A 24,960-nucleotide genomic window follows, 5' to 3' on the forward strand; every position below is an offset into this window, starting at 1 on the left:
AAAGGCGGCATAAGGCCCTATCGCAAGGCTTTGCCGCGCCCTATCGCCGTTGTCATGACTACGCTTGAGAGGACATCGACGTTCCGCGCCGAACTGGTGGCGACGGCCCGGCTGGCAGCGCCGCTGGCGATCGCCAACCTGTTGCAGATGGCGGTCTATGCCAGCGACGTGATGTTCATCTCGCGCCTCGGCGCCAAGCAACTGGCGGCGTCCAGTCTGGCCGTCGCGATCATTGCCCTGTTGATGATGGGGCTCAACGGGCTGACCGGCGCTGTCGCCCCGCTGATCGCCGCCGAACTGGGCCGCCGCCGCCACGCCGTTCGCGAGGTTCGCCGGTCGACCCGCATGGCGATGTGGCTGGCGGTGGGGCTGGGCGTGGTCTGCATGGGGGTATGCCTGATGGGCGGCTCGATCATGCGCGCGACGGGGCAGGATCCGCAGGTGGTCGCGCTGTCCTCGCGCTTTCTGGCGGTGCTGTCGATCTCGGTGATTCCGATGGCGATCGGCAATGTCCTGCGCACGTTCGTGTCGGCGCTGGGGCGACCGGTCTTTGCCACGGTCATCACCGGGCTGGAGATCCTGACCAACGTCATCGGCAACTATGCCCTCGTGTTCGGCCATTTCGGCCTGCCTGCGCTGGGGCTGGACGGGGCTGCTGCCTCCAGCATCTCCACCGCCATCGTCACCGTGTTCGCCTATGCGCTGGCGATCCGTATGGACCGGCGCCTGCACCGCTACCGTATTTTTGGACGCTGGTGGCGGCCCGAATGGGCGCGCGCGCGCCAGATGCTCGCGCTCGGCCTGCCGATTGCTGCGACGCTGATGGCGGAGGGCGGCCTGTTCAGCGCTGCTGCCTTCCTGATGGGCCGCATCGGCGAGATGCAACTTGCCGCGCACGCCATCGCGCTGCAGATCGCCTCGTTCGCCTTCATGGTGCCGTTCGGTGTGGGGCAGGCGGCGACGATTCGCGTCGGTTTCAGCTATGGCGCGGGCGACCGGGCAGGCGTGGCGCGCGCGGGCTGGGCCTCGATTGCGATCGGCATGGTGTTCATGGTCCTGACATCCTCGCTGATGCTGCTGGCGCCCGGTGCGATCGTATCGCTCTATCTCGACCCGCATCAGGCGAAGAATGCCGTGCTGGTGGGCTTTGCGCTCGAATTCCTGTTCGTTGCCGCGATCTTCCAGCTGACCGACGGGTTGCAGGCCGTGGTCGCGGGCGTGCTGCGCGGCATTCAGGATACCCGCGTGCCGTTCCTGATCGCCCTGCTGGGCTACTGGGTGGCAGGATTCGGCACCTCGGCAGCGCTGGCGTTCTGGACGCCGCTGGGCGGGCTGGGGGTGTGGATAGGCCTTGCGGTCGGCCTGACGGTGGCCGCGATCCTGCTGCTGGCGCGCTGGATGCGCCGCGATGCGATCATGGTGGGCCACCCGGACATGACGGAGGCCCCGATGCCCGTGCCCGCGCCGGAGTTCAGTCCTGCGTGACTGTGGCCTGCCTGACCTTGGCCCGCCTGATCTTGGCCTGACGATCTCTGCCGCCCCACGGCCCGTCGCAGCTGACACCACCCGGTCATTTTTTTCTGCCACCTGCCGCTTGACGACCTCTGGGGGCGGGACCATATCCGGCGCCGTTGGCACTCTCGATGGGTGAGTGCCAAGTACAGTTTTACCTGTTTTCAGGATCAAGAGGGAGACACCCCAATGACTTTCCGTCCGCTGCACGACCGTGTTCTCGTGCGCCGCGTCGAGGCCGAGGAAAAGACGGCCGGTGGCATCATCATCCCCGACAGCGCCAAGGAAAAGCCGGCTGAGGGCGAAATCGTCGCGGCCGGCAACGGCGCCGTCGTCGACGGCAAGATCGTCGCGCTCGACGTCAAGGTCGGTGATCGCGTGCTGTTCGGCAAGTGGTCGGGCACCGAAGTCAAGGTTGGCGGCGAAGACCTGCTGATCATGAAGGAATCGGACATCCTGGGCGTGATCGGCTGAGCCGAACCGCCAAGTCTGCTTTCAACTCTTCTGATTTCATAAAAGGAATTCAACATGGCTGCCAAGGACGTCAAGTTCGGCCGCGATGCGCGCGAGCGCATTCTCTCGGGCGTCGACACGCTCGCCAACGCCGTCAAGGTGACGCTAGGCCCCAAGGGCCGCAACGTCGTGATCGACAAGAGCTTCGGTGCGCCCCGTATCACCAAGGACGGTGTATCGGTCGCCAAGGAAATCGAGCTCAAGGACAAGTTCGAGAACATGGGCGCGCAGATGCTGCGCGAAGTGGCCTCGAAGGCCAACGACAAGGCCGGTGACGGCACCACCACCGCGACCGTTCTTGCTCAGGCGATCGTTCGCGAGGGCATGAAGTCGGTTGCCGCCGGCATGAACCCGATGGACCTCAAGCGCGGTATCGACCTCGCTGTCGGTAAGGTCGTCGAGAACCTCGCCGCGCGTTCGACGCCGGTTGCAGGGTCTTCGGAAATCGCTCAGGTCGGCATCATCTCGGCCAACGACGACAAGGAAGTCGGCCAGAAGATCGCCGAGGCGATGGAGAAGGTCGGCAAGGAAGGCGTGATCACCGTCGAGGAGGCCAAGGGTCTCGAATTCGAACTCGACGTCGTCGAGGGCATGCAGTTCGACCGTGGCTACCTCTCGCCCTACTTCGTCACCAACCCCGAGAAGATGACGGTCGAGCTTGAGAACCCGTACATCCTCATCCACGAGAAGAAGCTGTCGTCGCTCCAGGCGCTGCTGCCGATCCTCGAAGCCGTGGTGCAGTCGGGCCGTCCGCTCCTCATCATCGCCGAGGACATCGAGGGTGAGGCATTGGCCACGCTCGTCGTCAACAAGCTGCGTGGCGGCCTGAAGATCGCTGCCGTCAAGGCGCCGGGCTTCGGCGATCGTCGCAAGGCGATGCTGGGTGATATCGCCACGCTGACCGCTGGCGAGATGATCTCGGAAGACCTCGGCATCAAGCTTGAGAGCGTTACGCTCGGCATGCTGGGCCAGGCCAAGAAGGTCACCATCGACAAGGACAACACCACGATCGTCGACGGTTCGGGTTCGGCCGACGACATCAAGGGCCGCGTCGAGCAGATCCGTGCGCAGATCGAAGTCACCACTTCGGACTACGACCGCGAGAAGCTGCAGGAGCGTCTGGCAAAGCTGGCTGGCGGCGTGGCCGTCATCAAGGTCGGCGGCGCTTCGGAAGTCGAAGTGAAGGAGCGCAAGGACCGCGTCGACGACGCTCTCCACGCGACCCGCGCGGCGGTCGAGGAAGGCATCGTTTCGGGCGGCGGTACGGCTCTGCTGTACGCCACCAAGGCTCTCGAAGGCCTGACCGGCCTGAACGACGACCAGACCCGTGGTATCGACATCGTCCGCAAGGCGATTGCCGCACCGATCAAGCAGATCGCCGAGAACGCAGGCATCGACGGTGCCGTCGTCGCCGGCAAGCTGCTCGACCAGTCGGACGAGACGCTGGGCTTCAACGCCGCGACCGAGACCTATGAGAACCTCAAGGCCGCTGGCGTCATTGACCCGACCAAGGTCGTTCGCAGCGCGCTGCAGAATGCGGCATCGGTCGCCGGTCTGCTGATCACCACCGAAGCGGCGATCAGCGAGAAGCCCGACGACAAGCCCGCCCCGGCGATGCCCGACATGGGCGGCATGGGCGGCATGGGCGGCTTCTGATCGGATAATACCGACCGGAGCCGGTTCTACCGGACAAAATGACGAGGCCGGGATGCAACCGCATCCCGGCCTTTTCGTTTATCAGGCTGTTGCGACGCATTCTCGGGCAAAGGGGAAAGCGCCGCGCGACTGTCGGGGACGGAACGACAGGAGCCTGAAAAGGATATGAAGCACGAAGTCATTCGCGTGCCGAACGGCGCAAGTGAGCCTGTTATACCGACCGTTCCGGCCAATGCTGTCGCGGTCCCGACGGTACTCCCTTCCGGCAATGGGCCTGCACACGAGGCGCCCGCCAGCGAAGAGCGGTTCGAGCGCACCAAGCCGACCCGCGCGGTCAAGCTGGGCAAGCGGCTCAGGAAGCCGCTGAACCGTCTGCTGGCGCGCTTTTCGACCATCGCCACCACCCCGATCATCGACCCGACGCAGGTGCCCGGTATCGACCTGCTGCGCGCCAACTGGCAGACGATCGCAGCCGAGGCCCGCGCCGTGCTGGCCGAACGCGATGCCGTTCCCGCCTTTGCCAAGATCAGCCCCGACCATCGCCGCATCGCGCCCAGCGCCAAGTGGAAGAGCTTCTTCTTCAAGGGCTATGGCTACGATTCCCCGGTGAACCGCGCGAAGTGTCCGCAGACCGCTGCCCTTGTCGATCGTATTCCGAACGTCGTCGTCGCGTTCTATTCGGTGTTCGAGCCGGGCACCGATGTTCCTTCGCACCATGGCGTCACCAAGGCGATGCTTAACGTTCACCTCGGCCTTGCCGTGCCGGGTGAGGGCGACGTCTGCGGGATCAAGGTCGATGGTGAGGATCATGGCTGGCGCGAAGGCGAACTTTTCGTATTCGACGAAACCTACGAGCACGAGGCCTGGAACCATACAGACCGGGCACGGGTGATCCTGTTCCTGCAGGTGATGCGGCCCATGCGCTGGCCCGGTCGATTGTTGGGAAAGCTGTTCCTCGCAGGCGTGAAGCGCACCAGTTATGTGCAGGACGCGCGCAAGGCGATTGGCGCATGATTCGCACATATTAGCTGCCGTTTCCGTCGTTCCGGCGACAGAAAGCATCGTCTTTCGGCAATGGCCGCAAGCCAAATGCAGTTCGTCGCGCGTCAGTGGCGGTCTGTCGATGAACTGTTAAGCATCCTGAAACTGGTTTTCACCCAGAATGGGATCGCAATGACATTGGCGGGCAAGACTTGGGTGCGCAGCGCACGGGCTGCAATGACGGCCGTACAGGCCCTGGATGTCGATGCTCTGCACGAGCGTGCTCGGGATCTGCTGAAGCAGGCCTGGATCAAGCGTCGCACGCTTGGACTTGCCGCAGCAGCGCTTGCCGCGCTGGCACCGGTGGGCAGCGGTGTGCAGGCAGGCGAACTGGGTCAGGTCCAGGACGCTTTCGACACCATGTTCGGGACGGAGTTCCGCTCGACCCCGACCTATGACACCGCGTTCGAGAAGCAGCTCGCTTCGGTCGCCAATTCGGCACAGGGGCGCATCGGCGTGGCGGCGATGGATCTCGTCACCGGGCAGAGCGTCAGCGTGCTGGGCGACCAGCGCTTCCCGATGGCCAGCACCAGCAAGGTCGCGATTGCCGCAACCTTCCTGCAGGGGGTGGACGAGGGCAAGTGGAGCCTCGATACTGTCTATCCGATGATGATGCCGGTGCGTTCGGCCCCGTTCTCCAGCGCGGTTGCCCCGGCGCGTCCCGGCCCGCGCATGACTGCCCGCGCGCTGCTCGAAGCCAGCCTCATCCACTCGAACAACATGGCGACCGATGGCATCCTCAAGGTCGTGGGCGGCCCTGCGGCGGTCAACGCCTTCATGCACCGCGCCGGGATCGAGGATTTCCGCCTCGATCGCGATATCCTGACCCTGGTGCGTGACGATGGCGCGATCGATCCGGCCTCGGTGATCGACAAGCGCGACAGCGCGACGCCGCTGGCCATGGTCCGCTTCCTGAGCGGCCTCTACGAAGGCCGCTGGCTGAGCGATAACAGCCGCAAGACGCTGTTCTCGATCATGGATCGCTGCGTCACCGGTCGTCGTCGCATCACCGCGGGCCTGCCAGCAGGTGTCGATCTGGCGCACAAGACCGGCACGCTGCACAACGTGTCGAGCGACATCGGCGTGATCTCCTCGCCGGAAGGTCATCCGATTGCCGTGGCGATCTATGTGACTGGGCATGGTACGCATCAGGGGCGCGACAGCCGGATCGCAGAGATCGCCCGCACGATCTACGAAGGGTATCAGAATCAGGCGCGCAACGGATACCAGAGCGCCTCGCGCTGATCTGATATTTGCTGCCGAGCCAATGAAAAGGGGCGCGCCGGACTGACCGGCGCGCCCCTTTTTCCGTTTCCTGCAGGGACGATCAGTTGCTGCCGTCGGCCTTGCCATCGTCCTTGTGCATGTCGGCATTGAGCGCCGCTTCGGCGTCCTTGGCAGCCTGTGCGGCATCCGAGGCAGTGTCGCTGGTGGCATCGGCTGCGTCGGACGCGGCATCCTTTGTCGCATCGACGGTCTGGTCGGCGGCCTGCGAAACCTTCTGGCCGGCGTCGCTGATGGCATCGCCTGCGGCTGAGGCGTTGTCCGTGATGTCGTCAGCAGCCGAAGAGGCGGCTTCCGAGGCCGTGTCCTGCGTCTTTTGCGAGCAGGCGGCCAGCGAGAGCGCGCCCAGGGCGAGCGTGGCGGCAATGACAGTCTTGCGCATCTTCCAGTTATCCCTCTTTCATACCGATACGATGGCTCTTCGGGAGCATTCTGCGAACCCGCAAAGCCGTATTCCGGCCCCTCAGGTACGCTTCCCCACCCCGAGGTTCAAGCATCGGCGGTAAACGCCCGTCGCATCGCAACGTTCCCTGACGGGGGACAGCGGGGAAGGGAGCGGCATTGGATGGCTGACGGCGCCCGCATGCGCTGCTAGGGCTGTGGCCATGGATTCCAAGCAGCACCTCTACCTCGTCGATGGCTCGGCCTATATCTTCCGCGCCTATCACCGTCTGCCGCCGCTGACGAACCCGGAAGGCACGCCGGTCGGTGCGGTCTACGGCTATACGACGATGCTGTGGAAGCTGGCCGAAGATCTGAACAAGGCTGACGGGCCAACCCATCTGGCGGTTATCCTCGATGCCAGCAGCAAGTCGTTCCGCAACGATATCTACGCCGATTACAAGGCCAACCGCCCGCCGCCGCCCGAGGATCTGGTGCCCCAGTTCCCGCTGATCCGGGAGGCGACGCGCGCCTTCTCGCTGCCGTGCATCGAGGAGATCGGCTATGAGGCGGACGACCTGATCGCCTCCTACGCCCGCGCGGCGACGGCGCAGGGGTGGGACGTGACGATCGTCTCGTCCGACAAGGATCTGATGCAGCTGGTCGGCAAATGCGGGATCGGCGGGGGCTGCGTTGACATGCTCGACACGATGAAGAACCAGCGCATCGACATTCCCGAAGTGGTCGAGAAGTTCGGTGTGCCGCCGGAAAAGGTCGGCGACGTCCTCGCGCTGATGGGCGATGCGGTGGACAATGTGCCGGGCGTTTACGGCGTCGGTCCCAAGACCGCGACCAAGCTGATCCAGGACTACGGCGATCTCGAATCCGCGCTGGCTGCCGCGCCGTCGATGAAGAAGTCCAAGTTGCAGGAACGCCTGATCGAGCAGGCCGATCAGGCACGGCTCTCCAAGGTGCTGGTGACGCTGAAGGAAGACTGCGCGCTGCCGCTGGCGCTCGACGCGCTGAAGCTCGATGCGATCCCGCCCGATCCGCTGGCGGCGTTCCTGGGCTTCCACGGCTTTACCAGTCTGCTGAAGCGCCTCGGTGCCGGATCGGGCAGCCCCGAGCGCGCGACCCAGTTGCACCCGGCCAAGCCGGTCACGGCAGGTGCGGCGCCCGAGAAGGCCGGGCTGGTCCGCCAGTCGCTGCCCGCATGGCCGGCGGTGGATTATGCCGCCTACGAATGCGTCCAGAGCGTCGAGGCGCTGGAGCGCTGGGTGGCCGATGCTTTCGCGGCGCGGCTGGTGGCGGTCGATACCGAGACCTCGGCGCTCGATGCGTTGCGGGCCGATCTTGCGGGCGTGAGCCTCGCCATCGGCCCGAACAAGGCCTGCTACATTCCGCTCGGCCATGGCGGTTCGGACATGTTCGCCGAGAAGCCCACGCAAGTGCCGCTGGCCGATGCGCAGCGCTTGTTGAAGCCGCTGCTCGAAAGCGATGCGGTGCTGAAAGTCGGCCAGAACATCAAGTACGACCTCAACGTGCTGGCGCGCCACGACATTCACGTTGCGCCCATCGACGATACGATGATCGAGAGTTTCTGCCTCGATGCCGGGCGCCAGATCGAGGGGATCGGCGGTGGCCACGGCATGGACGAACTGGCCGAGCGGCATCTTTCGCACAAGACCATGGCGTTCAAGGACGTGTGCGGCACCGGCAAAAAGGCGATCCCGTTCAGCGAAGTCCCGCTCGACCGCGCGACGCCCTATGCGGCGGAAGATGCCGATGTCACCTGGCGCCTGCACCAGATGCTGCGCCCACGCCTGTCGTTCGAGGGCGGCACGCGCATCTACGAGCGGGTCGACCGTCCGCTGATCCCGGTCGTCGCGCAGATGGAGCGCCACGGCATCAAGGTTGATCGTGACCGTCTTGCGGGCCTCTCCAGCCAGTTTGCCGAGGCGATCGGCACGCTGGAGAAGGACATCTTCGCGGATGTGGGCCAGGAATTCACCATCGGCAGCCCCAAGCAGCTGGGCGACATCCTGTTCGACAAGCTGGGCTACAAGGGCGGCAAGAAGGGCAAGAGTGGCCAGTACTCCACCGACCAGTCGGTGCTCGAAGGCCTTGCCGCGCAAGGTGCGTCAGTCGCGACCAAGGTGCTGGAGTGGCGCCAGCTTTCCAAGCTGCGCTCGACCTATACCGAAGCGTTGCAAGCGGCGATCAACCCGGCGACGGGGCGTGTCCACACCAGCTACAGCCTTGTCGGCGCGCAGACCGGGCGTCTTTCGTCCACCGATCCCAACCTCCAGAACATCCCGGTCCGCACCGAGATCGGTCGCCAGATTCGCGACTGCTTCGTGCCCGAGGCGGGCAACGTCCTGCTCTCGGCGGACTATTCGCAGATCGAGCTGCGCCTTGCCGCGCATATGGCCGACGTGCCGAGCCTGAAGGAAGCCTTCGCCAACGGCGAGGACATTCACGCGCGCACGGCGATGGAGATGTTCGGCACCGTCGATCGCGACACGCGCGGGCGCGCCAAGACGATCAACTTCGCGATCCTCTACGGCATCTCGCGCTGGGGCCTTGCGGGGCGTCTGGGCGTCGAGGCGGATGAGGCGCAGGCGATGATCGACCGCTATTTCGAGCGTTTCCCCGGCATCCAGCGCTATATCCACGAAACGCTGGAGCAGGTGCGCGAGCGCGGCTATTCGGAAACGCTGTTCGGCCGCAAGACGTGGTTCCCGCGCATCACCTCGAAGAACGGGACCGAGCGGCAGGGCAGCGAGCGCGCCGCGATCAACGCACCGATCCAGGGCACCAGCGCCGACATCATCAAGCGCGCGATGGCCCGGATGAACCCGGCGCTGGCGGAGGCGGGTCTCGGCCACGTCCGCATGCTCCTGCAGGTCCACGACGAACTGGTGTTCGAGCTGCCCGAGGGCGATGTCGAGGCGGCGTCGCCCGTCATCCGGCAGGTCATGGCCGAAGCCGCGCAACCGGCGGTTACGCTGGACGTGCCGCTGGGTGTCGAGATCGGTCACGGCTCCAGCTGGGGCGCAGCGCACTAAAGCCTTCGTTCAGGCCCGGCCCTGCCATGGACCGGGCTTGAAGCGCGCCGGATCGTCCGGTCCGGATCGGGACAAACCTTGCAACTGTTGCGCTGCAACATAGTTTGCAAGGCATGACCCGCCTTATCGAACGCCAGATCCACGGCGTCCCCGACTGGGCCGCACAGGTTCTGGTCGCGCTGATCGCCGCCGCGCTCGGAGCGCTGCTCGCCATGGTGCTCCACGCGGTGCTGTTCCGCATCCTGACGCGCATCTCCAAGGCCAGCCGCAGCGAGACCGACGACATTCTCGTCCATCGCCTTGCCCGGCCGACCCGCTGGGCCTTCGTGGCGATGGGCATGGTGCTGGCCGCGCGCCAGACCCCGGCGTTGAGCGACTTCTGGGATCATGTCTCGGGCTTCGTGATGCCGCTGCTGATCGGCTGGATCGCGCTGGCCATCCTCCATTCTTTCGTCGAGGCGATGTCGCTGCGCGCCGACATCACCGTGGAGGACAACCGCAATGCGCGGCGGCGGCGCACGCGTCTGGCGATCCTCAGCCGCATCGCCAGCTTCCTGATCATCTTCCTCACCGTCTCGCTGATGCTGTTCTCGATTCCCGGCGTCATGAAGATCGGTGCGACGCTGATGGCGTCTGCAGGGCTCGCCGCGCTGGCGGTGGGCGCGGCGGCGCAGCCTGCGCTCAAGGCGCTGATAGCCGGGTTCCAGATGGCGCTGACCGAGCCGATCTCGATCGACGACGTGGTCGTGCTTGATGGCGAATGGGGCCGGATCGAGGATATCCGCACGACGTATGTGGTGGTGCGCGTGTGGGACGACCGGCGACTGGTGGTGCCGACCACACGGTTCCTTGAGGACACCTTTGCGAACTGGACCAAGTCCACCTCGCAACTGCTCGGCTTCGTGATGATCTACCTCGATCCCATGGCGCAGATCGCCCCGATCCGCGAGGAATATACCCGCGCCATCACCGGACATCGCCTGTGGGACAAGCGCGCGCAGATATTGCAGGTGACGGATCACAGTGCGCAGGCAATGGAGGTACGCCTGCTGTTGTCGGCCAAGGATGGCGCCACGCTGTTCGACCTGCGTTGCGAAATCCGTGAGCACATGCTCGACTGGATCGCCCGCAACCAGCCGCAGGCGCTTGTGCGTCAGCGCCAGTTGCCGGTGGGCGCGCTGGAACTTGCCGCCGCTCCGGAGACGGTGCGGGTACTGGGCGATCTGGCCGGGCCTTCCGGCGAACTGAGCGCGCGTAAAGCATGATGGGGCTTGCAGGCGGGCTGCGCTTGCGTCACCCCGTCAGCCATGATCGTCTCGTTCTTGTCGGCGCGCCGCGCCGTGGCCTCTGTTCTGGCGCTTGGTTCCGCTCTGGTGAGCCTTTCGGCCTGCGCCGCTCCCGTCAAAGAGGCCACCGCAGCCCCGGTCTGTACCTACCGCGTGGTCAAGACCTTCCCGCACGATCCCACCGCCTTCACTGAAGGGCTGTTCTATCAGGACGGCGCACTGTTCGAGAGTACGGGCCAGCCGGGCGATTCGTGGATCACGAAGCGCAGCCTCGACAGCTCGACGCCCACCCAGCAGACGCGCATCGATCCCACCTATTTCGGCGAGGGCATCGTCGCCTGGGGCGACCAGATCATCAGCCTGACCTGGCGTGATGGCGTGGGCTATCGCTGGGACAAGCGCACGTTCCAGCCGCTCGGCTTCTTCCACTATGCGGGCGAGGGCTGGGGGATGACCATCCACGACGGCACCGTCTATCAGAGCGACGGTTCGGCCAGCCTGCGCCTGCGCGATCCCAAGACGATGGAGCAGACCGGCTCTCTGGAAGTGACCGATCAGGGCCGCCCGATCCGCAACCTCAACGAGCTGGAATGGATCGACGGCGAAATCTGGGCCAACGTGTGGATGACCGACCGCATCGCCCGGATCGATCCTGCGACCGGCCATGTGAAGGAATGGATGGACATGTCCGGCCTGCGCACTAAGGCGGGCACCGACGATCCAGACGCCGTGCTAAACGGCATCGCCTACGACGCGGCGGGCAAGCGGATTTTCGTAACCGGCAAGTACTGGAGCACGCTGTTCCAGATCGAGCCGCAGTGTCGGTGAGGGAGATTTCGGGTGGTCAGCAAACGCCCCCGAGCGGACATTAAAATCCTGTCGTCATCCCAGCGAAAGCTGGGATCGCTTTCGGCATTATGTAACGATAGCGGGATGGGAGGCTGGACTTGCATTCCTGCGTCGCGGATGATGCAGCACCGCGCCGGAAGTCGAAAAGCACAATCCCGGATGGTGCGATCTGTTCGACCGTCTCGTTTGACCGAGAGCGATCCCAGCTTTCGCTGGGATGACGGCATTATGAGAACGACCGCTCCCCACCCAAAACAGACGTTCAATCAAGTCCACGGCGCTCCCACAACCGGGGACAGGCGTTTCCACACTCATCCCCGGCAGCGCGGTCAGTGCTTGCTCTCGCGGGTGGAGGAGACCATGCCGGGGGCGAGGAAGCCGATGGGGTTCACGTCCATCGCGCGTTTCTTCAACTCGCCCTTCATCGCCTCGTATTCGGCCTCCATTTCTTCGGTGACGGTGGCGCGGCTGTCGGCCAGCGCGTCGTCGAAGTCGGCCATGGTGACGGCCTCCACGCCTGCGCCGCGCTTGCGGATCGCGGTGAGACCGGCGCGGCGCACCACGTCCTCCAGATCGGCGCCGGTGAAGCGCGCGGTGCGGTCGGCGATCTCGCCCAGCAGCACGTCTTCGGCCAGTGGCATCTTGGCGGTGTGGATGCCCAGGATATGCTCGCGCCCGGCCCGGTCGGGGGTGCCGACATAGACCAGTTCGTCGAAGCGGCCGGGGCGCAGCAGCGCGGGGTCCACCAGTGCCGGACGGTTGGTGGCGCCGATCAGCACGACCGACTGGAGTTCTTCCATCCCGTCCATTTCGGCGAGGATCGTGTTGACCACGCGCCCCGTTACCTGCGGCTCGCCCCCGCCACCGCCCATGCCGCGCGCGGGAACGAGGCTGTCGATCTCGTCGATGAAGATCACGCAAGGGGCGACCTGCCGGGCACGGGCGAACAGCCGGGCGATCTGCTGCTCGCTCTCGCCGTACCATTTGGAGAGCAGGTCTGACGACTTGATCGAGATGAAGTTCGCCTCGGCCTCCTTGGCGACGGCCTTGGCCAGCAGCGTCTTGCCGGTGCCGGGCGGGCCGTAGAGCAGGAAGCCCTTGGCCGAGCGGATGCCCAGCTTGCGGAAGGCCTCCGGGTTCTTCAGCGGTAGCTCGACGCCTTCCTTCAGCTTCATCTGCGCCTCGCCCAGGCCACCGATGTCGGACCAGCCGATGTTCGGCACCTGCACCATGACCTCGCGCATGGCCGAGGGCTGGACGCGCTTGAGCGCCGCGATGAAATCGTCGCGCTCGACCGACAGCGATTCGAGCACTTCGGCAGGGATCGTGCGCGCTTCCAGATCGAGCCGGGGCATGATCCGGCGCACCGCCTCGATCGCCGCCTCGCGGGTGAGCGCGGCAAGGTCGGCACCGACGAAGCCGTGGGTGGTGCGCGACAGTTCCTTGAGGTCCACCCCGTCGCCCAGCGGCATGCCGCGGGTGTGGATGCCCAGGATTTCGCGGCGACCGGCCTCGTCCGGCACGCCGATCACGATCTCGCGGTCGAACCTGCCGGGGCGGCGCAGCGCCTCGTCGATGGCATCGGGGCGATTGGTGGCGGCGATGACGACGACGTGGGCGCGGCTGTTGAGGCCGTCCATCAGCGTGAGCAGTTGTGCGACAAGGCGCTTCTCCGCCTCGCCGTGGACCTGATCGCGTTTGGGGGCGATCGAATCGATCTCATCGATGAAGACGATGGCGGGTGCGGCCTTGGTCGCTTCCTCGAACACCTCGCGCAGGTGCTTTTCGCTCTCGCCATAGCCCGATCCCATGATCTCGGGGCCGTTGATCGAGAAGAAGCTGGCCTCGCTCTCGTTGGCGACGGCCTGCGCAAGGCGCGTCTTGCCGGTTCCCGGCGGGCCGTGGAGCAGCACGCCCTTGGGCGGGGCGACGCCGAGGCGGGTGAACAGTTCGGGATAGCGCAGCGGCAGTTCCACCATCTCGCGCAGCTGGCGGATGGTATCGCCCATGCCGCCGACATCGTCGTAATTGACGTCGCCGCGACCGTCGTGGGCTTCCTCGAAGGTCTCGCGCAGTTCGACTTCGGTGTCCTCGTCGATATGGACGATGCCGCGCGGCGTGGTCGAGACGACATTGAGGCGGATCTGCGTCAGCGCATAGGCCGGTGCGTTGAACATCCGGCGCAGCTGCGGGGGAATGTCGGCGACCTGCTGCTGCCCTGCCGTGGCGACCAGATCGCCCTGCACCAGCGGACGCTGGAAGAAGTTGCGCTTGAGCGCGGCGGACGGTCCCTGCAGGCGCATGTCCTTCTGGGCCGGGGCAAAGACAACGCGCTGTGCCGGGCGCGATTCGGTCTTGCGTACCGTCACCTGATCGCCCGAGCCGACTTCCGCATTGCCGCGCTGGAGGCCGTCGAGGCGAATCACGCTGAGGCCCTCGTCCTCCTCGTACGCGAGCACCGCGCGGGCCACGGTCACGGCCTTGCCGGTGATTTCCAGCACATCGCCTTCCAGCGCGCCAAGCGCCGAAAGCGAGGCGCGCGAAAGGCGGGCGATGCCCTGACCGCTCTCTTCCTGGCGAGCCGCCGCCACCTGCAGCTTGACCACCCGGTCGTCCACCGGCGCCTGAACCTCTGCCATCTGTTTCCTTTCCATGCCGGGCGCTGACGTCTGCTCCCGAGAGAGCATGCACAGACCCATCCGTTGCGGTCGAACTAGGTATCGGCCGGGGCGATTTCAAACTGGGGAAAGAAGGAACGTGCGCATCGCGTTTCAGGTTGCGCGCAAAGGGCCATCGCCGCGCGTGTCGCGAAGACGAAAAAAAGGCCCGGTCGTTTCCGACCAGGCCATGGAAGTTTTGGGAGAGGATGCCTGAAAGGCCCGTCCTGTATGACCCTGAGCCGGCATTTCTGCAAGAGCGAATTGCATGAAAGTTGATTGCAAAATATGCAATTAACCTTGCGGTACATGGAATTGCGATGCAAAAATTCACTTAAATCTATATAAATCAATATATTGATCGTAATGGCGGTCGAGTCGAATAGTATACGGACCGCACGCCGAAATCGACGAGCTGATGCAAACGTTATCATCAGCAACGCGATTTAAAACGCTCATGCCGACCTGTGCAGGTGCAAAAATGCAGCCGTCAGTGAGCCAGAAGCAGGGCAGGCGCCTGCGAATCGGACAGGAAGTGCGCCGTCACGCCACCGAACAGCAACTCGCGCATCCAGCTTTTGCCGTAGGCGCCCATGACCAGCAGATCGGCGCCTGCCTGCGTGACGGCGATGCCCAGCGTCTCCTCGATCGAGCTGCGACGGACATGTTGCTCCAGTTCGGCATGGATGCCGTTGCGCGACAGGTACGAAAGCGCATCGGTCGCGGGATAGCCGCCTGCCTTCTCGGCCACCGTGATGACCGTGACGGCCTCGGCGCTCGCCAGCAGCGGAAGGGCGGCCTTGAGCGCGGCCGTCGCCTGCTCGCCGCCGTCCCAGGCCACGCAGGCCTTCGCAAGGGGCAGGGCGGTTGGGCGATTTTCGGGCAGCACCAGAACCGGCGTGCGGCTGGCGAGCGCGAGATCGCCTGCCAGTGCGCCACCTTCCTTGCGCGAGACGATGGTCAGGTCCGCCAGCAGGGCAGCTTGGGCGAGGGCGCTGACCGGATCGGCCTCGGCGCGCAGGATGTCGAAGGGCACGTCGTCGCGCGCCAGCCGGGCCTCGATGCGGTCGGCAGCCTCGTCATCCTCCAGTCGCGCCTTGGCGAGGGCGTCCGACATCACGTGGCTGCCGCCGAGCGGGTCCATCGCGATATAGCGTGTGACCGGGGTGTCGAGCAGCACCGTGAGGTGGCCATCGCGAACCCGCGCAAGGTCGAGCGCGAACTCGAGTCGGGCATCGGTGCTGGGTGAACGGTCGGCGTTGACAAGAATGGCACGCATGTCGGGTTTCCTCTTCCTGGGTTCTCCTGAACGTTTTTTACCATGCGGCGGTTCGCGGGACATGATCGAAGTCAAAAGGCCGGATCAAAGAATGCGCCGAAGAGCGCAAGATGGCGTCGAAACCGGCTTGTCCTCGCTGCATTGCAGCACCAGATTGTTGTCCAAGCGAAAGACATAAGGGAAGGATTCGGTTCGGCATGAAGAAGCTCTATCCCAGCGCGGAGGCTGCGCTCGACGGCGTGCTGCGCGATGGCCTGCTGATCGCCTCGGGTGGTTTCGGGCTCAGCGGTTTGCCCGAACGCCTGCTGGACGCGGTGCGTGCCTCGGGCGTGAAGGATCTCACGTTTGCCAGCAACAACGCCGGTATCGATAACGAAGGCATCGGTAAGCTGCTGCGCACCCATCAGGTGAAGAAGATGATCTCATCCTACGTGGGGGAGAACAAGGAGTTCGAGCGCCAGTTTCTCTCTGGCGAACTGGAAGTCGAATTCTGTCCGCAGGGCACGCTGGCCGAGCGTATGCGCGCGGGCGGTGCCGGGATTCCGGGCTTCTACACCAGGACCGGCGTCGGCACGCAAGTAGCCGAAGGCAAGGAAGTGAAGAGCTTCGGCGGTCAGGACTATATTCTGGAGCAGGGCATCTTCGCCGATCTCGCGCTGGTGAAGGCGTGGAAGGCGGACGAGAGCGGCAACACGATCTTCCGCAAGACCGCGCGCAACTTCAACGTGCCTGCCGCGATGTGCGGCAAGGTCTGCGTGGTCGAGGTGGAGGAGATCGTGCCGGTGGGCAGCCTCGATCCCGATCACATCCACCTGCCGGGCGTGTTCGTCCAGCGCCTCGTCATGGGCGCGCCTTACGACAAGAAGATCGAGTTCACGACGACTCGCGAAAGGGAGGCCGCCTGATGTCCGAAGCAACCACAACCAAGGGCTGGACCCGCGACCAGATGGCCGCCCGCGCGGCGCAGGAGCTGGAGGACGGGTTCTACGTGAACCTCGGCATCGGCATCCCGACGCTCGTGGCGAACCACGTTCCTGATGGCGTCGAAGTGACGCTGCAAAGCGAGAACGGCATGCTCGGCATCGGCCCGTTCCCCTACCCGGACGAGGTCGATGCGGATCTGATCAACGCGGGCAAGCAGACCGTCAGCGAACTGCCGCAGTCGGCCTATTTCGACAGCGCCACCAGCTTTGCGATGATCCGCGGTGGGCATATCGACCTGGCCGTGCTGGGTGCGATGGAGGTCGACGAGCAGGGCGACATCGCCAACTGGATGATCCCCGGCAAGATGATCAAGGGCATGGGCGGCGCGATGGATCTCGTCGCGGGCGTCAAGAAGATCATCGTGGTGATGGAGCACACCTCCAAGTCCGGCGATCCAAAGTTCATCCCCGAATGCACCTTGCCGCTGACCGGCAAGAACGTGGTCGACATGATCGTCACCGACCTGTGCGTGTTCCAGCGCCCTGATCACGACAGCCTGTTCAAGCTGGTCGAACTGGCGCCCGGCGTCACCGCCGAAGAGGTCGCCGCCAAGACCACCGCGAAATACGTCAGCTGAGGAGCAATACAATGACAGACCTGTCCACGATCCTGCTGACCCGCATCGATGGCACTGCCGACACGCTGGCCGAACATGCCGGCAAGGTGCTGCTGATCGTTAATGTCGCCTCCAAGTGCGGACTGACCCCGCAGTACGAGGGCCTCGAAGCGCTCTACAAGGCCCACAAGGACGAGGGCTTCGAGATCCTCGGCTTTCCCGCCAACGATTTCGGTGCGCAGGAGCCGGGCTCGAACGAGGAGATCGTCGAATTCTGCCAGCTGAACTTCGGCGTCTCGTTTCCGCTTTTCGCCAAGGCCGATGTTACCGGGGCAGGCAAGCAGCCGCTCTATGCGGCGCTGACCGAGGCGCTCCCGACGAAGACCGGCCCGGCTGAGGAATTCCGCGAGAAGCTGCGCGGCTTCGGCAGGACGCCGACCGAAGACCCCGAAGTGCTGTGGAACTTCGAGAAGTTCCTGATCGGTCGCGATGGCAGCGTCGTCACCCGCTTCGCGCCGGGGGTGGCGCCGGACGATGCCGGGCTGGTCGCTGCCGTGGAGGCGGAACTGGCGAAGTGAAGGGTTGAAGGGGGAAGGTTGAACAGCAGGGGGTTATGACCCCCTGCACCCCCGGAACGTCTTCCGACGCTGGTGCTCCGGGTTGGGCAGGCGTCTTGCGTACTCAAGGCGCAGCGCTGATATTCGCGCAGAGCGTTCCTGAGGCGCAAGCTCGCGCCGGAAGACGTAACGGGGTCTGGGGCCAATGGCCCCAGTCTCACCCTTGCTCTTCCCCTCAACCCTCGCCCGTCGTAACAGGCCGTGCAGGATCGGCGATCCACTCGCTCCATGACCCCGGATAGAGTCTGGCGCCGGGAAGACCTGCAATCTCCATCGCCAGGGCATTGTGGCAGGCGGTCACGCCCGAGCCGCACTGGAGGATGGCAGGGGCCTCTCCCAGCAGGGCCGTAAACTCCGAGCGCAACGCATCGGCAGGACGAAAGCGGCCCGACGCATCCAGATTGTCGCGAAAGAAGCGGTTCTTGGCGCCGGGAATATGCCCGGCGACCGGGTCGATCGGGTTGGGATCGCCGCGAAAGCGTGACGGATCGCGCGCATCGAGCACTTGCGCGGCGGGGTTCTCGATATTGGCAAGTACTTCGCCTGCCTCCACCGTTCCGCCGACCAGTGGTGTGCGGGGCGTGAAGTCTCCGACGATCGTTGGTCCGGCCTCGCCCGTTTCAAGTGTGCCGCCCGCCTCGATCCACGCGGGTATTCCGCCGTCGAGCACGGCGACGGCCTCATGCCCCAGCCAGCGCAGCAGCCACCAGGCCCGCGCCGCCCAGGCCCCGCCGCTGGCATCATAAGCAACCACCTGCTGACTCTGCGACAGGCCGAGCACGCGCAGGCGTTGTGCAAGGGTTTCGGCATCGGGCAGCGGATGGCGGCCATTGCTGCCGGATGGCGTCGCGGCGAGATCGTCGTCGAGATGGACGTAGCGCGCGCCGGTGATGTGGCCTGCCAGATAGGCATCGCGGCCCTTGCCGGGCTGGGTCAGCTCGAAGCTGCAGTCGAGCAGCAGGGGTGGCGTCGCGGAGGCGAGCAGGCCCTTGAGATCGTCGGCAGAAAGGATCGTCGTGAAGGCCATGGGCACTGCTCCGTTAGGGAGGGACATCGTGGAGGTAGGCGGATCGCGCAGACATGAAAAGGCCGGGCGCTTCCACTGGGGAAGGCCCGGCCTTTTCAATTGGCGATGATCGCCCGGCTTACGCCAGCGCGGCCTTCAGGTCGTCGGCCAGATCGGTGCGCTCCCAGGGGAACAGGTCGCCCTCGGGCTGGCGGCCGAAGTGGCCATAGGCTGCCGTCGTGCCGTAGATCGGCTTATTCAGGCCGAGGCCGACGCGGATGCCGCGCGGGGTCAGCTTGCCGAGGCGGTCTGCGGCGACCTTGGTCAGCGCGGCTTCCAGCGCTTCTTCTGTCACAGTGCCGGTGCCGTGCAGGTCAACGTAGAGCGAGAGCGGCTGCGACACGCCGATCGCGTAGGACACCTGGATGGTGCAGCGCGTGGCGAGGCCTGCGGCGACCACGTTCTTGGCGAGGTAGCGGGTGACGTAGGCGGCCGAACGGTCGACCTTCGTGGGATCCTTGCCCGAGAACGCGCCACCACCGTGGGGCGAAGCGCCGCCATAGGTGTCGACGATGATCTTGCGGCCGGTCAGGCCTGCGTCGCCGTCAGGGCCGCCGATCTCGAAGCTGCCGGTCGGGTTGATGTGGTAGACAGTCTCGCCCGAGAGCAGCTCTGCGGGCAGAACCTCTGCCACGACCGACTTCACGTAGGCGTGCAGTTCGGCTTCCTTCTCGCCCTCGTCATAGCCCGGCGCATGCTGGGTCGAGACGACGATGGCGGTGGCGGCGGCAGGCTTGCCGTCCTTGTAGCGAAGCGTGACCTGGCTCTTGGCGTCCGGCTCCAGGAACGGGGCCGCGCCCGAGTGGCGGTCGGCCGCCATCTTGTGCAGGATCTTGTGGCTGTAATCGAGCGTCGCGGGCATCAGGTCGGCGGTCTCGTCGCAGGCGAAACCGAACATGATGCCCTGATCGCCTGCGCCTTCGTCCTTGTTGCTGGACGAATCGACGCCCTGCGCGATGTGAGCCGACTGGCCGTGCAGGTTGTTTTCGAAGCGGAAGGTCTGCCAGTGGAAGCCGCTCTGCTCGTAACCGATCTTCTTGACGACACCGCGTACGGTCGCCTCGATCTCTTCCAGCGCGCCGTCTGCCCAGGTGCCGTTCTCGTAGACGCCCTTGCAGCGGATTTCACCGGCGAGCACGACCAGCTGCGTGGTGGTCAGCGTCTCGCAGGCGACGCGTGCCTCGGGGTCTTTCGACAGGAACAGATCGACGATGGCGTCGGAAATCTGGTCCGCAACCTTGTCGGGATGGCCTTCGGAAACGCTCTCGGAAGTGAAGACGAAGTCTTTGCGCATGGAGTGACACCAACCAATATAAAGCTATCTTTATGTCGGCTCTACGCCCTCCGGCGGCGCGGTGCAACCACGCAGGCGGCCAAAATTGCAAGCCATGCGGCGAGCGCCAGCGGCAGCGCGTTTCCAAAGCGGGCAAAAAGCGTCGGGGCGTGGGCGCGCGGGATGAACCCGTCGAGGCGCTTTGCCGTGCGCCACGGGGCGAAGTTTCGCACCACGCCGTCGGCATCGACTACGGCACTGATGCCGGTGGTGGTGGAGCGCAGGACCGGCAGGCCTTCTTCGATCGCGCGCAGGCGCGCTTGCGCCAGATGTTGTGGCGGACCCCAATAGCCGAACCAGCCGTCGTTGGAGGGGTTGAAGATGTAGTCGGGCCGGTCGCGCGGATCGACGACGTGGCCGGAGAAGACGATCTCGTAGCAGATCTGGATACCGGCCTTCCCGTAATCGCCGAAGTCGAACGTGCGCGGACCGGGGCCGGGCAGGAAGTCGATGTCGCCCTCGACCAGACGCGAGAGCCCCAGCGGTTCGAGAATGCTGCGCATCGGCAGATATTCGCCATAAGGCACCAGATGCGCCTTGGAGTATCCGGCCAGGATATCGCCATCGCCATCGAGCGCGGTCACGGAATTGCGCGCGGCGACGGGCATGTCGTTCTTGGCGACCAGATCGACCGCGCCGGTCAGCAGCAGCGACTGCGGGCCGATGACCCGCCCAATCCGCCAGCGGGCGACGGCGGGGTCGTCGGCATACGTGAAGCCGACGTAGAAATAGGGGGGATAGCCGTCGCGCAGGTAGTCCGAAACGCCCGATTCGGGCCAGAGCACCAGCCGCTTGTTATCGACCCCGCTGTTATTGACCCCATTGGGCATCGTCAGCTTGGCGAGCTTGACGAAGCTGGCCTCGAACTGCTGCGGATCGTCGAGCACTTCCTGCCGCAGATCGGGCTGGACCAGCGTGTAGCGGACCTTGCCGGGGTCGGCCGGGGCCCATGTCGCGGGCAGCACCATCAGCGCAGTGAGGGCGGCAAGGCCGATCAGCGGCGGCGCGAGTCGTGCCGCGCGGGCGGTGCCGGTATGGGCGGCGGCGAGGCGCATGAACAGGGCGGGCAGTCCGGCGAGCAGCACCAGTACGCCGGAAAGGCCATATGTCCCGATCCAGCGCGTCAGGATCGCGAGGCCGGGCGTCGAGAACGGGCCAAGCAGCGCGACGCCGAGCGGATTCCAGGGAAAGCCGGTGAACAGCCAGCTACGCACCCATTCGGTGAAGATCCACGCGGCGGGAAAGGCGAGCGTGAGCGCCAGCGCCCAGCGCGGCGGGGTGAGCGGCGCGGCCCGGCGGCTCAGGACGCGCAGGAAAGCCCATGCTATCAGCGTGGCGAAGGCAGGGAACAGTGCGAGGTAGAGGGCCAGCAGGAATACCGCGATCCCGCCCAGCCATGTGGGCATCGCCGCCTGGTAGGTGAAGGCCGTCGCGATCCAGTTGTTGCCGAGCGTGAAATGGCCGAGCCCGAACAGCCAGCCGATCAGGAAGGCGCGGCGGCCTCGCTCCGCGCGCGCGATCAGTTCGATCAGCAGCGCAATGGCAAGCAGCGTCAGCGGCCAGAGTTGCAGCGGCTGGAACCCACAGGCGGCAAGCGCGCCAAGCGCCACCGCAGACACGCGCGGGCGGTCGAGGCAGGCCGTCAGGACGCGGCGGAAAAATGTCGAAAGGGCGGGGCGGGGCGCGGGCATGGTCGCCGCTATGTAAGCCACCGGGACCGTGACGCAAGCGCGCGTGGGCGAGCGTCACGGTCTGGAAGGGTTCGGGCCGGAAGGATCAGGCCCGGAATGTCAGCTGGAGCCGATCAGTCGACCGTTTCGAGCGGGTTGCCGGCCTCGTCGGTCGGGCTGGCCTTGCGGGTCCGGCGACGGCGGGGCTTTTCCTCGGCATCCGCTTCGGCCACGACCGGAGCGGTAGGGGCTTCACCTGCGGCATCGGCCTTGGGCGTGCGCGGACGACGCGTCTTGGGCTTCGGCTTGGCGTCTTCCTCGGCATCGCTCGTCGCGATCGAGGGGGGCAGGGTTGCTGGATCGAAGCTGGGGGCGGCCTCTTCCTGTGCCGTGGCAGAGGCGTCGTCCTCGCCACGCTCGGCACGACGCGGCGCGCGCTGCGGCTTGCCGGTGCGGGGCTGCGCCCCGCGCGGCTGGCGATTGTCGCGCACGAAGGGGTTTTCCGCAGGCTCGTAGATCGAGCGCGAGCCGTCGGCGCCTTCGGCGGCCTCTACGTTTTCCGGCTGGCTGTCACGCGGCTGGCGATCCTGACGCTCGGCCCGATCCTGACGCTGTTCGTAGCGGGGCTCATGACGCTGTTCGTTACGGGGCGCATCGTTACGCTGCGCATCGTTACGCGGCTCATGGCGCGATATCGACGTGACCGGGTGCGGATAGTAATCGTCCGCCGCGTCCTCGATCTCGTCGTTCTGGCCACGCTCGTCGCGTCGCGGCTGGCGCATTTCTTCCTGGCGCTGCTTCTGGTCGGCGATGACGCGGAAATAGTGATCTGCGAACTGGAGGTAGTACTCCTCCGTCACGCGATCGCCATTGAGCATCGCGTCGTGTGCCAGCTTGCGGTACTTCTCCAGAAGCTGCGGGGCATTGCCCCGCGCGCGGCTGTCGATACGGTTGATCTGCTGGCCGCCTTGCTGGCGATTGTTACCGTTGTTGTTACCGCGGCCGCGCCGACGGTTGTTACCACGATTGTTATTCAAGGGTAGTTTTCCTCAAAACCCCGGGAATTCGCCGCATTCTCGCGCGAAAGCCGTATGTCGCGTCATCACGAATCGCCTTGTGCGGTCGTGATCCTGACATCTGCCTCATCGAGGTGGCCGTGACCTGCGACTCCGCGCAAATGCTGGGAACGAACCGGCATGGGAAGTTTCATCCATGGCCCGGCTCATGAAATGTGTAGGCATTCCCAAGCCGGATTCCAAGCAAAAACTTATCTTTTTACCCTGAAAACGCGACTACGCGCGGGCGCCCGGCCAGGTCGTGATGGAGCGCGGGAACGAGGCCTGCCGAAAGGCCGATGGCGCTCACCGTATCGGCCTGGGTGTGGCCGATTTCGACCAGCGCAAGCCCGCCGGGCGCAAGAATATCAACGAGTTGCGGCACCAGAACGCGGTAGTCGTCGAGCCCGTCCGCTCCGGCGAACAGCGCGCTGGCGGGTTCGTAATCTCGCACCGAGGCGTCGAGCACAGCCTCGCTTTCGACATAGGGCGGATTGGCAAGGATCAGGTCGAAGCGGCCCAGCGTGTCGCGCCAGCCCGGCGTCAGCCAGCTGACTTCGCGCATTTCGGCGCGGGTCGCGAGGCCGAGCGCCTCGGCATTGGCCCGTGCGACGGCCAGTGCGGCAGGTGAGGCGTCGATACCGAGGCCTGTCGCTTCGGGCAGGTTCGCCAGTACCGCCAGCAGCAGCGCGCCCGAGCCGGTGCCACAGTCGAGCACGCGGCGCGCTTCGGGGCGGGCGGCAACTGCCGTTTCGACCAGCACTTCGCTGTCGCCGCGCGGGATCAGCACTGCCGGAGAGACCTGAAAGGGCAGGCCGAAGAACTCCTGCGCGCCGGTGATATAGGCGACCGGCTCATGCGCGGAGCGGCGCGCGATCAGTGCCGCAAAAGCCTCGGGTGCGGGGTCGAAGCTGCGGCGCAGCAGCAGGTCCGAGCGCGAGCAGTCCAGCGCATGGGCCATCAGCACTTCGGCATCGAGCCGGGCGGTGTCACTGGTTTCGGCCAGATGCAGCGCGGCGGCGCGCATGGCTTGGGCAACAGTCTGGGCCTGTGCAACGGTTGTGCCCGGCTCCGGGCTCACTGGTCCATCGCCGCGAGACGCTTGGCCTCGTCCTCGGCGATCAGCGCATCGACCAGTTCGCCAAGGCCTGTGCCTTCGAGAACTTCGGGCAGGCGGTGGAGCGTCAGGTTGATCCGGTGGTCGGTCACGCGCCCTTGCGGGAAATTGTAGGTGCGGATGCGCTCCGAACGGTCGCCCGAGCCGACCATGGCGCGGCGCGCCTCTGCCTCGGCGCCCTGTGCCTCGTCGCGCATCTTTTCGTAGATGCGGGCGCGCAGCACCTGCATGGCCTTGGCCTTGTTCTTGTGCTGGCTGCGCTCGTCCTGACAGGTGACGACGATGCCGGTGGGCAAGTGGGTGATGCGCACCGCCGAATCGGTGGTGTTGACGTGCTGACCACCGGCACCGCTGGCCCGGTAGATGTCGATCTTGAGGTCCTTGTCCTCGATCTGGACATCGACTTCGCTCGGTTCGGGCAGCACCGCCACGGTCGCGGCGGAAGTGTGGATGCGCCCGCCGCTTTCGGTCACGGGTACGCGCTGCACGCGGTGAACGCCGCTCTCGAACTTGAGGCGCGCGAACACGCCGGAGCCCGTCACGTTGGCGACCACTTCCTTGAAGCCGCCGACATCGCTGGCATTGGCCGAGACCATCTCCACCCGCCAGCCCTGTTCGGCGGCATAGCGTTCGTACATGCGATAGAGATCGCCGGCGAACAGCGCGGCCTCGTCGCCCCCCGTTCCGGCGCGGATTTCGAGCATCGCCGGGCGCACGTCCGCCGCATCGCGCGGCAGCATGGCCAGCGCCAGCCGGCGTTCGACCTCGGGCAGTTCGCCCTTCAGGCGCAGCACTTCCTCTTCGGCGAGCGCGCGCATTTCCGGGTCCGGGTCGGCCAGCGACTGGAGGTCGGCGAGTTCGCCGCGCATCGCGCGGATATCGGCGGCAAGATGCGCGACGCGCTCCAGTTCGGCATAGTCGCGACTGGCCGCCACGAAAGCCTCGCCTTCGAGCGTGCCCGAGGCAAGGCGGGCTTCCAGTTCGGCAAAGCGAGCGCCGATCTGGCCCAGTCGCTCGTCGGAAATGCTCACGGCCG

20 protein-coding genes are annotated in these 24,960 nt (G+C 65.5%); 11 read left to right on the forward strand and 9 right to left on the reverse strand.

Going from position 1 to position 24,960, the window contains the following annotated elements; genetic code table 11:
• The first annotated feature begins 54 nt into the window (after positions 1 to 54).
• The 5 genes from AC3EC3_RS10320 to bla all read left to right on the forward strand — a co-directional run bounded on the left by AC3EC3_RS10320 (position 55) and on the right by bla (position 5,967).
• The gene (locus AC3EC3_RS10320; protein ID WP_488489529.1) at positions 55 to 1,485 is read left to right on the forward strand and encodes an MATE family efflux transporter; all 1,431 of its coding nucleotides are present in this window, start codon (positions 55 to 57) and stop codon (positions 1,483 to 1,485) included.
• Between the two features lie 216 nt (positions 1,486 to 1,701).
• A complete protein-coding gene (locus AC3EC3_RS10325; protein ID WP_260925543.1) occupies positions 1,702 to 1,986 on the forward strand; it encodes a co-chaperone GroES in 285 nt (94 codons plus the stop codon).
• Between the two features lie 54 nt (positions 1,987 to 2,040).
• Entirely contained in the window at positions 2,041 to 3,681 is a 1,641-nt protein-coding gene (gene groL, locus AC3EC3_RS10330; protein ID WP_488489530.1) for a chaperonin GroEL, read from the forward strand.
• Between the two features lie 165 nt (positions 3,682 to 3,846).
• The gene (locus tag AC3EC3_RS10335) at positions 3,847 to 4,695 is read left to right on the forward strand and encodes an aspartyl/asparaginyl beta-hydroxylase domain-containing protein (RefSeq protein ID WP_488489531.1); all 849 of its coding nucleotides are present in this window, start codon (positions 3,847 to 3,849) and stop codon (positions 4,693 to 4,695) included.
• A 204-nt stretch (positions 4,696 to 4,899) separates the two neighbouring features.
• Positions 4,900 to 5,967: a class A beta-lactamase gene (bla, locus tag AC3EC3_RS10340; protein ID WP_488489532.1), complete on the forward strand. Its 1,068-nt coding sequence runs from the start codon at positions 4,900 to 4,902 to the stop codon at positions 5,965 to 5,967.
• An 82-nt stretch (positions 5,968 to 6,049) separates the two neighbouring features.
• Here the strand turns inward: bla and AC3EC3_RS10345 are convergent, their stop codons facing one another.
• The gene (locus AC3EC3_RS10345) at positions 6,050 to 6,388 is read right to left on the reverse strand and encodes a hypothetical protein (RefSeq protein ID WP_488489533.1); all 339 of its coding nucleotides are present in this window, start codon (positions 6,386 to 6,388) and stop codon (positions 6,050 to 6,052) included.
• A 223-nt stretch (positions 6,389 to 6,611) separates the two neighbouring features.
• Between AC3EC3_RS10345 and polA the strand changes: the two genes are divergently transcribed.
• The 3 genes from polA to AC3EC3_RS10360 all read left to right on the forward strand — a co-directional run bounded on the left by polA (position 6,612) and on the right by AC3EC3_RS10360 (position 11,569).
• Positions 6,612 to 9,455 (forward strand): DNA polymerase I, encoded by a 2,844-nt coding sequence (gene polA / locus AC3EC3_RS10350; protein ID WP_488489534.1) that lies wholly within the window; start codon positions 6,612 to 6,614, stop codon positions 9,453 to 9,455.
• Between the two features lie 113 nt (positions 9,456 to 9,568).
• On the forward strand, positions 9,569 to 10,720 hold the full coding sequence (locus tag AC3EC3_RS10355; protein WP_488489535.1) for a mechanosensitive ion channel family protein: 1,152 nt from the start codon (positions 9,569 to 9,571) through the stop codon (positions 10,718 to 10,720).
• 42 nt (positions 10,721 to 10,762) lie between these two features.
• Entirely contained in the window at positions 10,763 to 11,569 is an 807-nt protein-coding gene (locus tag AC3EC3_RS10360; RefSeq protein ID WP_488489536.1) for a glutaminyl-peptide cyclotransferase, read from the forward strand.
• A gap of 350 nt (positions 11,570 to 11,919) precedes the next feature.
• On the opposite strand, the gene AC3EC3_RS10365 is transcribed toward AC3EC3_RS10360, so the two are convergent.
• Together AC3EC3_RS10365 and AC3EC3_RS10370 are read right to left on the reverse strand one after the other, a co-directional pair.
• Positions 11,920 to 14,229, reverse strand: a complete 2,310-nt coding sequence (locus AC3EC3_RS10365) for a CDC48 family AAA ATPase (protein WP_488489537.1) — start codon at positions 14,227 to 14,229, stop codon at positions 11,920 to 11,922.
• A gap of 508 nt (positions 14,230 to 14,737) precedes the next feature.
• Positions 14,738 to 15,526, reverse strand: a complete 789-nt coding sequence (locus AC3EC3_RS10370; RefSeq protein ID WP_488489538.1) for a universal stress protein — start codon at positions 15,524 to 15,526, stop codon at positions 14,738 to 14,740.
• A 197-nt stretch (positions 15,527 to 15,723) separates the two neighbouring features.
• Here AC3EC3_RS10370 and AC3EC3_RS10375 point away from each other — a divergent pair, with 197 nt between their 5' ends.
• Genes AC3EC3_RS10375 through AC3EC3_RS10385 form a run of 3 tightly spaced genes read left to right on the forward strand, consistent with a single transcriptional unit; the run spans position 15,724 to position 17,644 of the window.
• Complete coding sequence (locus AC3EC3_RS10375) at positions 15,724 to 16,431, forward strand: CoA transferase subunit A (RefSeq protein WP_488489539.1); 708 nt, start codon at positions 15,724 to 15,726, stop codon at positions 16,429 to 16,431.
• Positions 16,431 to 17,087 (forward strand): CoA transferase subunit B, encoded by a 657-nt coding sequence (locus AC3EC3_RS10380; RefSeq protein ID WP_488489540.1) that lies wholly within the window; start codon positions 16,431 to 16,433, stop codon positions 17,085 to 17,087. Before AC3EC3_RS10375 ends, AC3EC3_RS10380 begins: the two co-directional genes overlap by 1 nt.
• An 11-nt stretch (positions 17,088 to 17,098) precedes the next feature.
• Complete coding sequence (locus tag AC3EC3_RS10385; protein ID WP_488489541.1) at positions 17,099 to 17,644, forward strand: glutathione peroxidase; 546 nt, start codon at positions 17,099 to 17,101, stop codon at positions 17,642 to 17,644.
• Between the two features lie 214 nt (positions 17,645 to 17,858).
• Here AC3EC3_RS10385 and AC3EC3_RS10390 read toward each other — a convergent pair whose 3' ends face one another.
• The 6 genes from AC3EC3_RS10390 to prfA all read right to left on the reverse strand — a co-directional run bounded on the left by AC3EC3_RS10390 (position 17,859) and on the right by prfA (position 24,955).
• Positions 17,859 to 18,710, reverse strand: coding sequence for a sulfurtransferase (locus tag AC3EC3_RS10390; protein WP_488489542.1), 852 nt, complete (start codon positions 18,708 to 18,710; stop codon positions 17,859 to 17,861).
• Between the two features lie 118 nt (positions 18,711 to 18,828).
• Positions 18,829 to 20,043 carry a methionine adenosyltransferase gene (gene metK / locus AC3EC3_RS10395; protein WP_488489543.1) on the reverse strand — a complete coding sequence of 405 codons (1,215 nt, stop codon included), beginning with the start codon at positions 20,041 to 20,043 and terminating at the stop codon, positions 18,829 to 18,831.
• Positions 20,044 to 20,084: 41 nt separating this feature from the next.
• Positions 20,085 to 21,773, reverse strand: a complete 1,689-nt coding sequence (gene lnt / locus AC3EC3_RS10400) for an apolipoprotein N-acyltransferase (RefSeq protein ID WP_488489544.1) — start codon at positions 21,771 to 21,773, stop codon at positions 20,085 to 20,087.
• A 113-nt stretch (positions 21,774 to 21,886) separates the two neighbouring features.
• Positions 21,887 to 22,789 (reverse strand): DUF4167 domain-containing protein, encoded by a 903-nt coding sequence (locus tag AC3EC3_RS10405; RefSeq protein WP_488489545.1) that lies wholly within the window; start codon positions 22,787 to 22,789, stop codon positions 21,887 to 21,889.
• Between the two features lie 238 nt (positions 22,790 to 23,027).
• Entirely contained in the window at positions 23,028 to 23,888 is an 861-nt protein-coding gene (gene prmC / locus AC3EC3_RS10410; RefSeq protein ID WP_488489546.1) for a peptide chain release factor N(5)-glutamine methyltransferase, read from the reverse strand.
• The gene (gene prfA, locus AC3EC3_RS10415; protein ID WP_488489547.1) at positions 23,885 to 24,955 is read right to left on the reverse strand and encodes a peptide chain release factor 1; all 1,071 of its coding nucleotides are present in this window, start codon (positions 24,953 to 24,955) and stop codon (positions 23,885 to 23,887) included. Before prfA ends, prmC begins: the two co-directional genes overlap by 4 nt.
• Between the last annotated feature and the right edge of the window lie 5 nt (positions 24,956 to 24,960).

It is taken from the genome of Novosphingobium sp. BAM6, from assembly GCF_057784955.1.

Coding starts and splice junctions, on each gene's coding strand:
- AC3EC3_RS10320 (WP_488489529.1), top strand. CDS start 55: ATGACTACGCTTGAGAGGACATCGACGTTCCGCGCCGAACTGGTGGCG.
- AC3EC3_RS10325 (WP_260925543.1), top strand. CDS start 1,702: ATGACTTTCCGTCCGCTGCACGACCGTGTTCTCGTGCGCCGCGTCGAG.
- groL (WP_488489530.1), top strand. CDS start 2,041: ATGGCTGCCAAGGACGTCAAGTTCGGCCGCGATGCGCGCGAGCGCATT.
- AC3EC3_RS10335 (WP_488489531.1), top strand. CDS start 3,847: ATGAAGCACGAAGTCATTCGCGTGCCGAACGGCGCAAGTGAGCCTGTT.
- bla (WP_488489532.1), top strand. CDS start 4,900: ATGACGGCCGTACAGGCCCTGGATGTCGATGCTCTGCACGAGCGTGCT.
- AC3EC3_RS10345 (WP_488489533.1), bottom strand. CDS start 6,388: ATGCGCAAGACTGTCATTGCCGCCACGCTCGCCCTGGGCGCGCTCTCG.
- polA (WP_488489534.1), top strand. CDS start 6,612: ATGGATTCCAAGCAGCACCTCTACCTCGTCGATGGCTCGGCCTATATC.
- AC3EC3_RS10355 (WP_488489535.1), top strand. CDS start 9,569: ATGACCCGCCTTATCGAACGCCAGATCCACGGCGTCCCCGACTGGGCC.
- AC3EC3_RS10360 (WP_488489536.1), top strand. CDS start 10,763: ATGATCGTCTCGTTCTTGTCGGCGCGCCGCGCCGTGGCCTCTGTTCTG.
- AC3EC3_RS10365 (WP_488489537.1), bottom strand. CDS start 14,229: ATGGCAGAGGTTCAGGCGCCGGTGGACGACCGGGTGGTCAAGCTGCAG.
- AC3EC3_RS10370 (WP_488489538.1), bottom strand. CDS start 15,526: ATGCGTGCCATTCTTGTCAACGCCGACCGTTCACCCAGCACCGATGCC.
- AC3EC3_RS10375 (WP_488489539.1), top strand. CDS start 15,724: ATGAAGAAGCTCTATCCCAGCGCGGAGGCTGCGCTCGACGGCGTGCTG.
- AC3EC3_RS10380 (WP_488489540.1), top strand. CDS start 16,431: ATGTCCGAAGCAACCACAACCAAGGGCTGGACCCGCGACCAGATGGCC.
- AC3EC3_RS10385 (WP_488489541.1), top strand. CDS start 17,099: ATGACAGACCTGTCCACGATCCTGCTGACCCGCATCGATGGCACTGCC.
- AC3EC3_RS10390 (WP_488489542.1), bottom strand. CDS start 18,710: ATGGCCTTCACGACGATCCTTTCTGCCGACGATCTCAAGGGCCTGCTC.
- metK (WP_488489543.1), bottom strand. CDS start 20,043: ATGCGCAAAGACTTCGTCTTCACTTCCGAGAGCGTTTCCGAAGGCCAT.
- lnt (WP_488489544.1), bottom strand. CDS start 21,773: ATGCCCGCGCCCCGCCCCGCCCTTTCGACATTTTTCCGCCGCGTCCTG.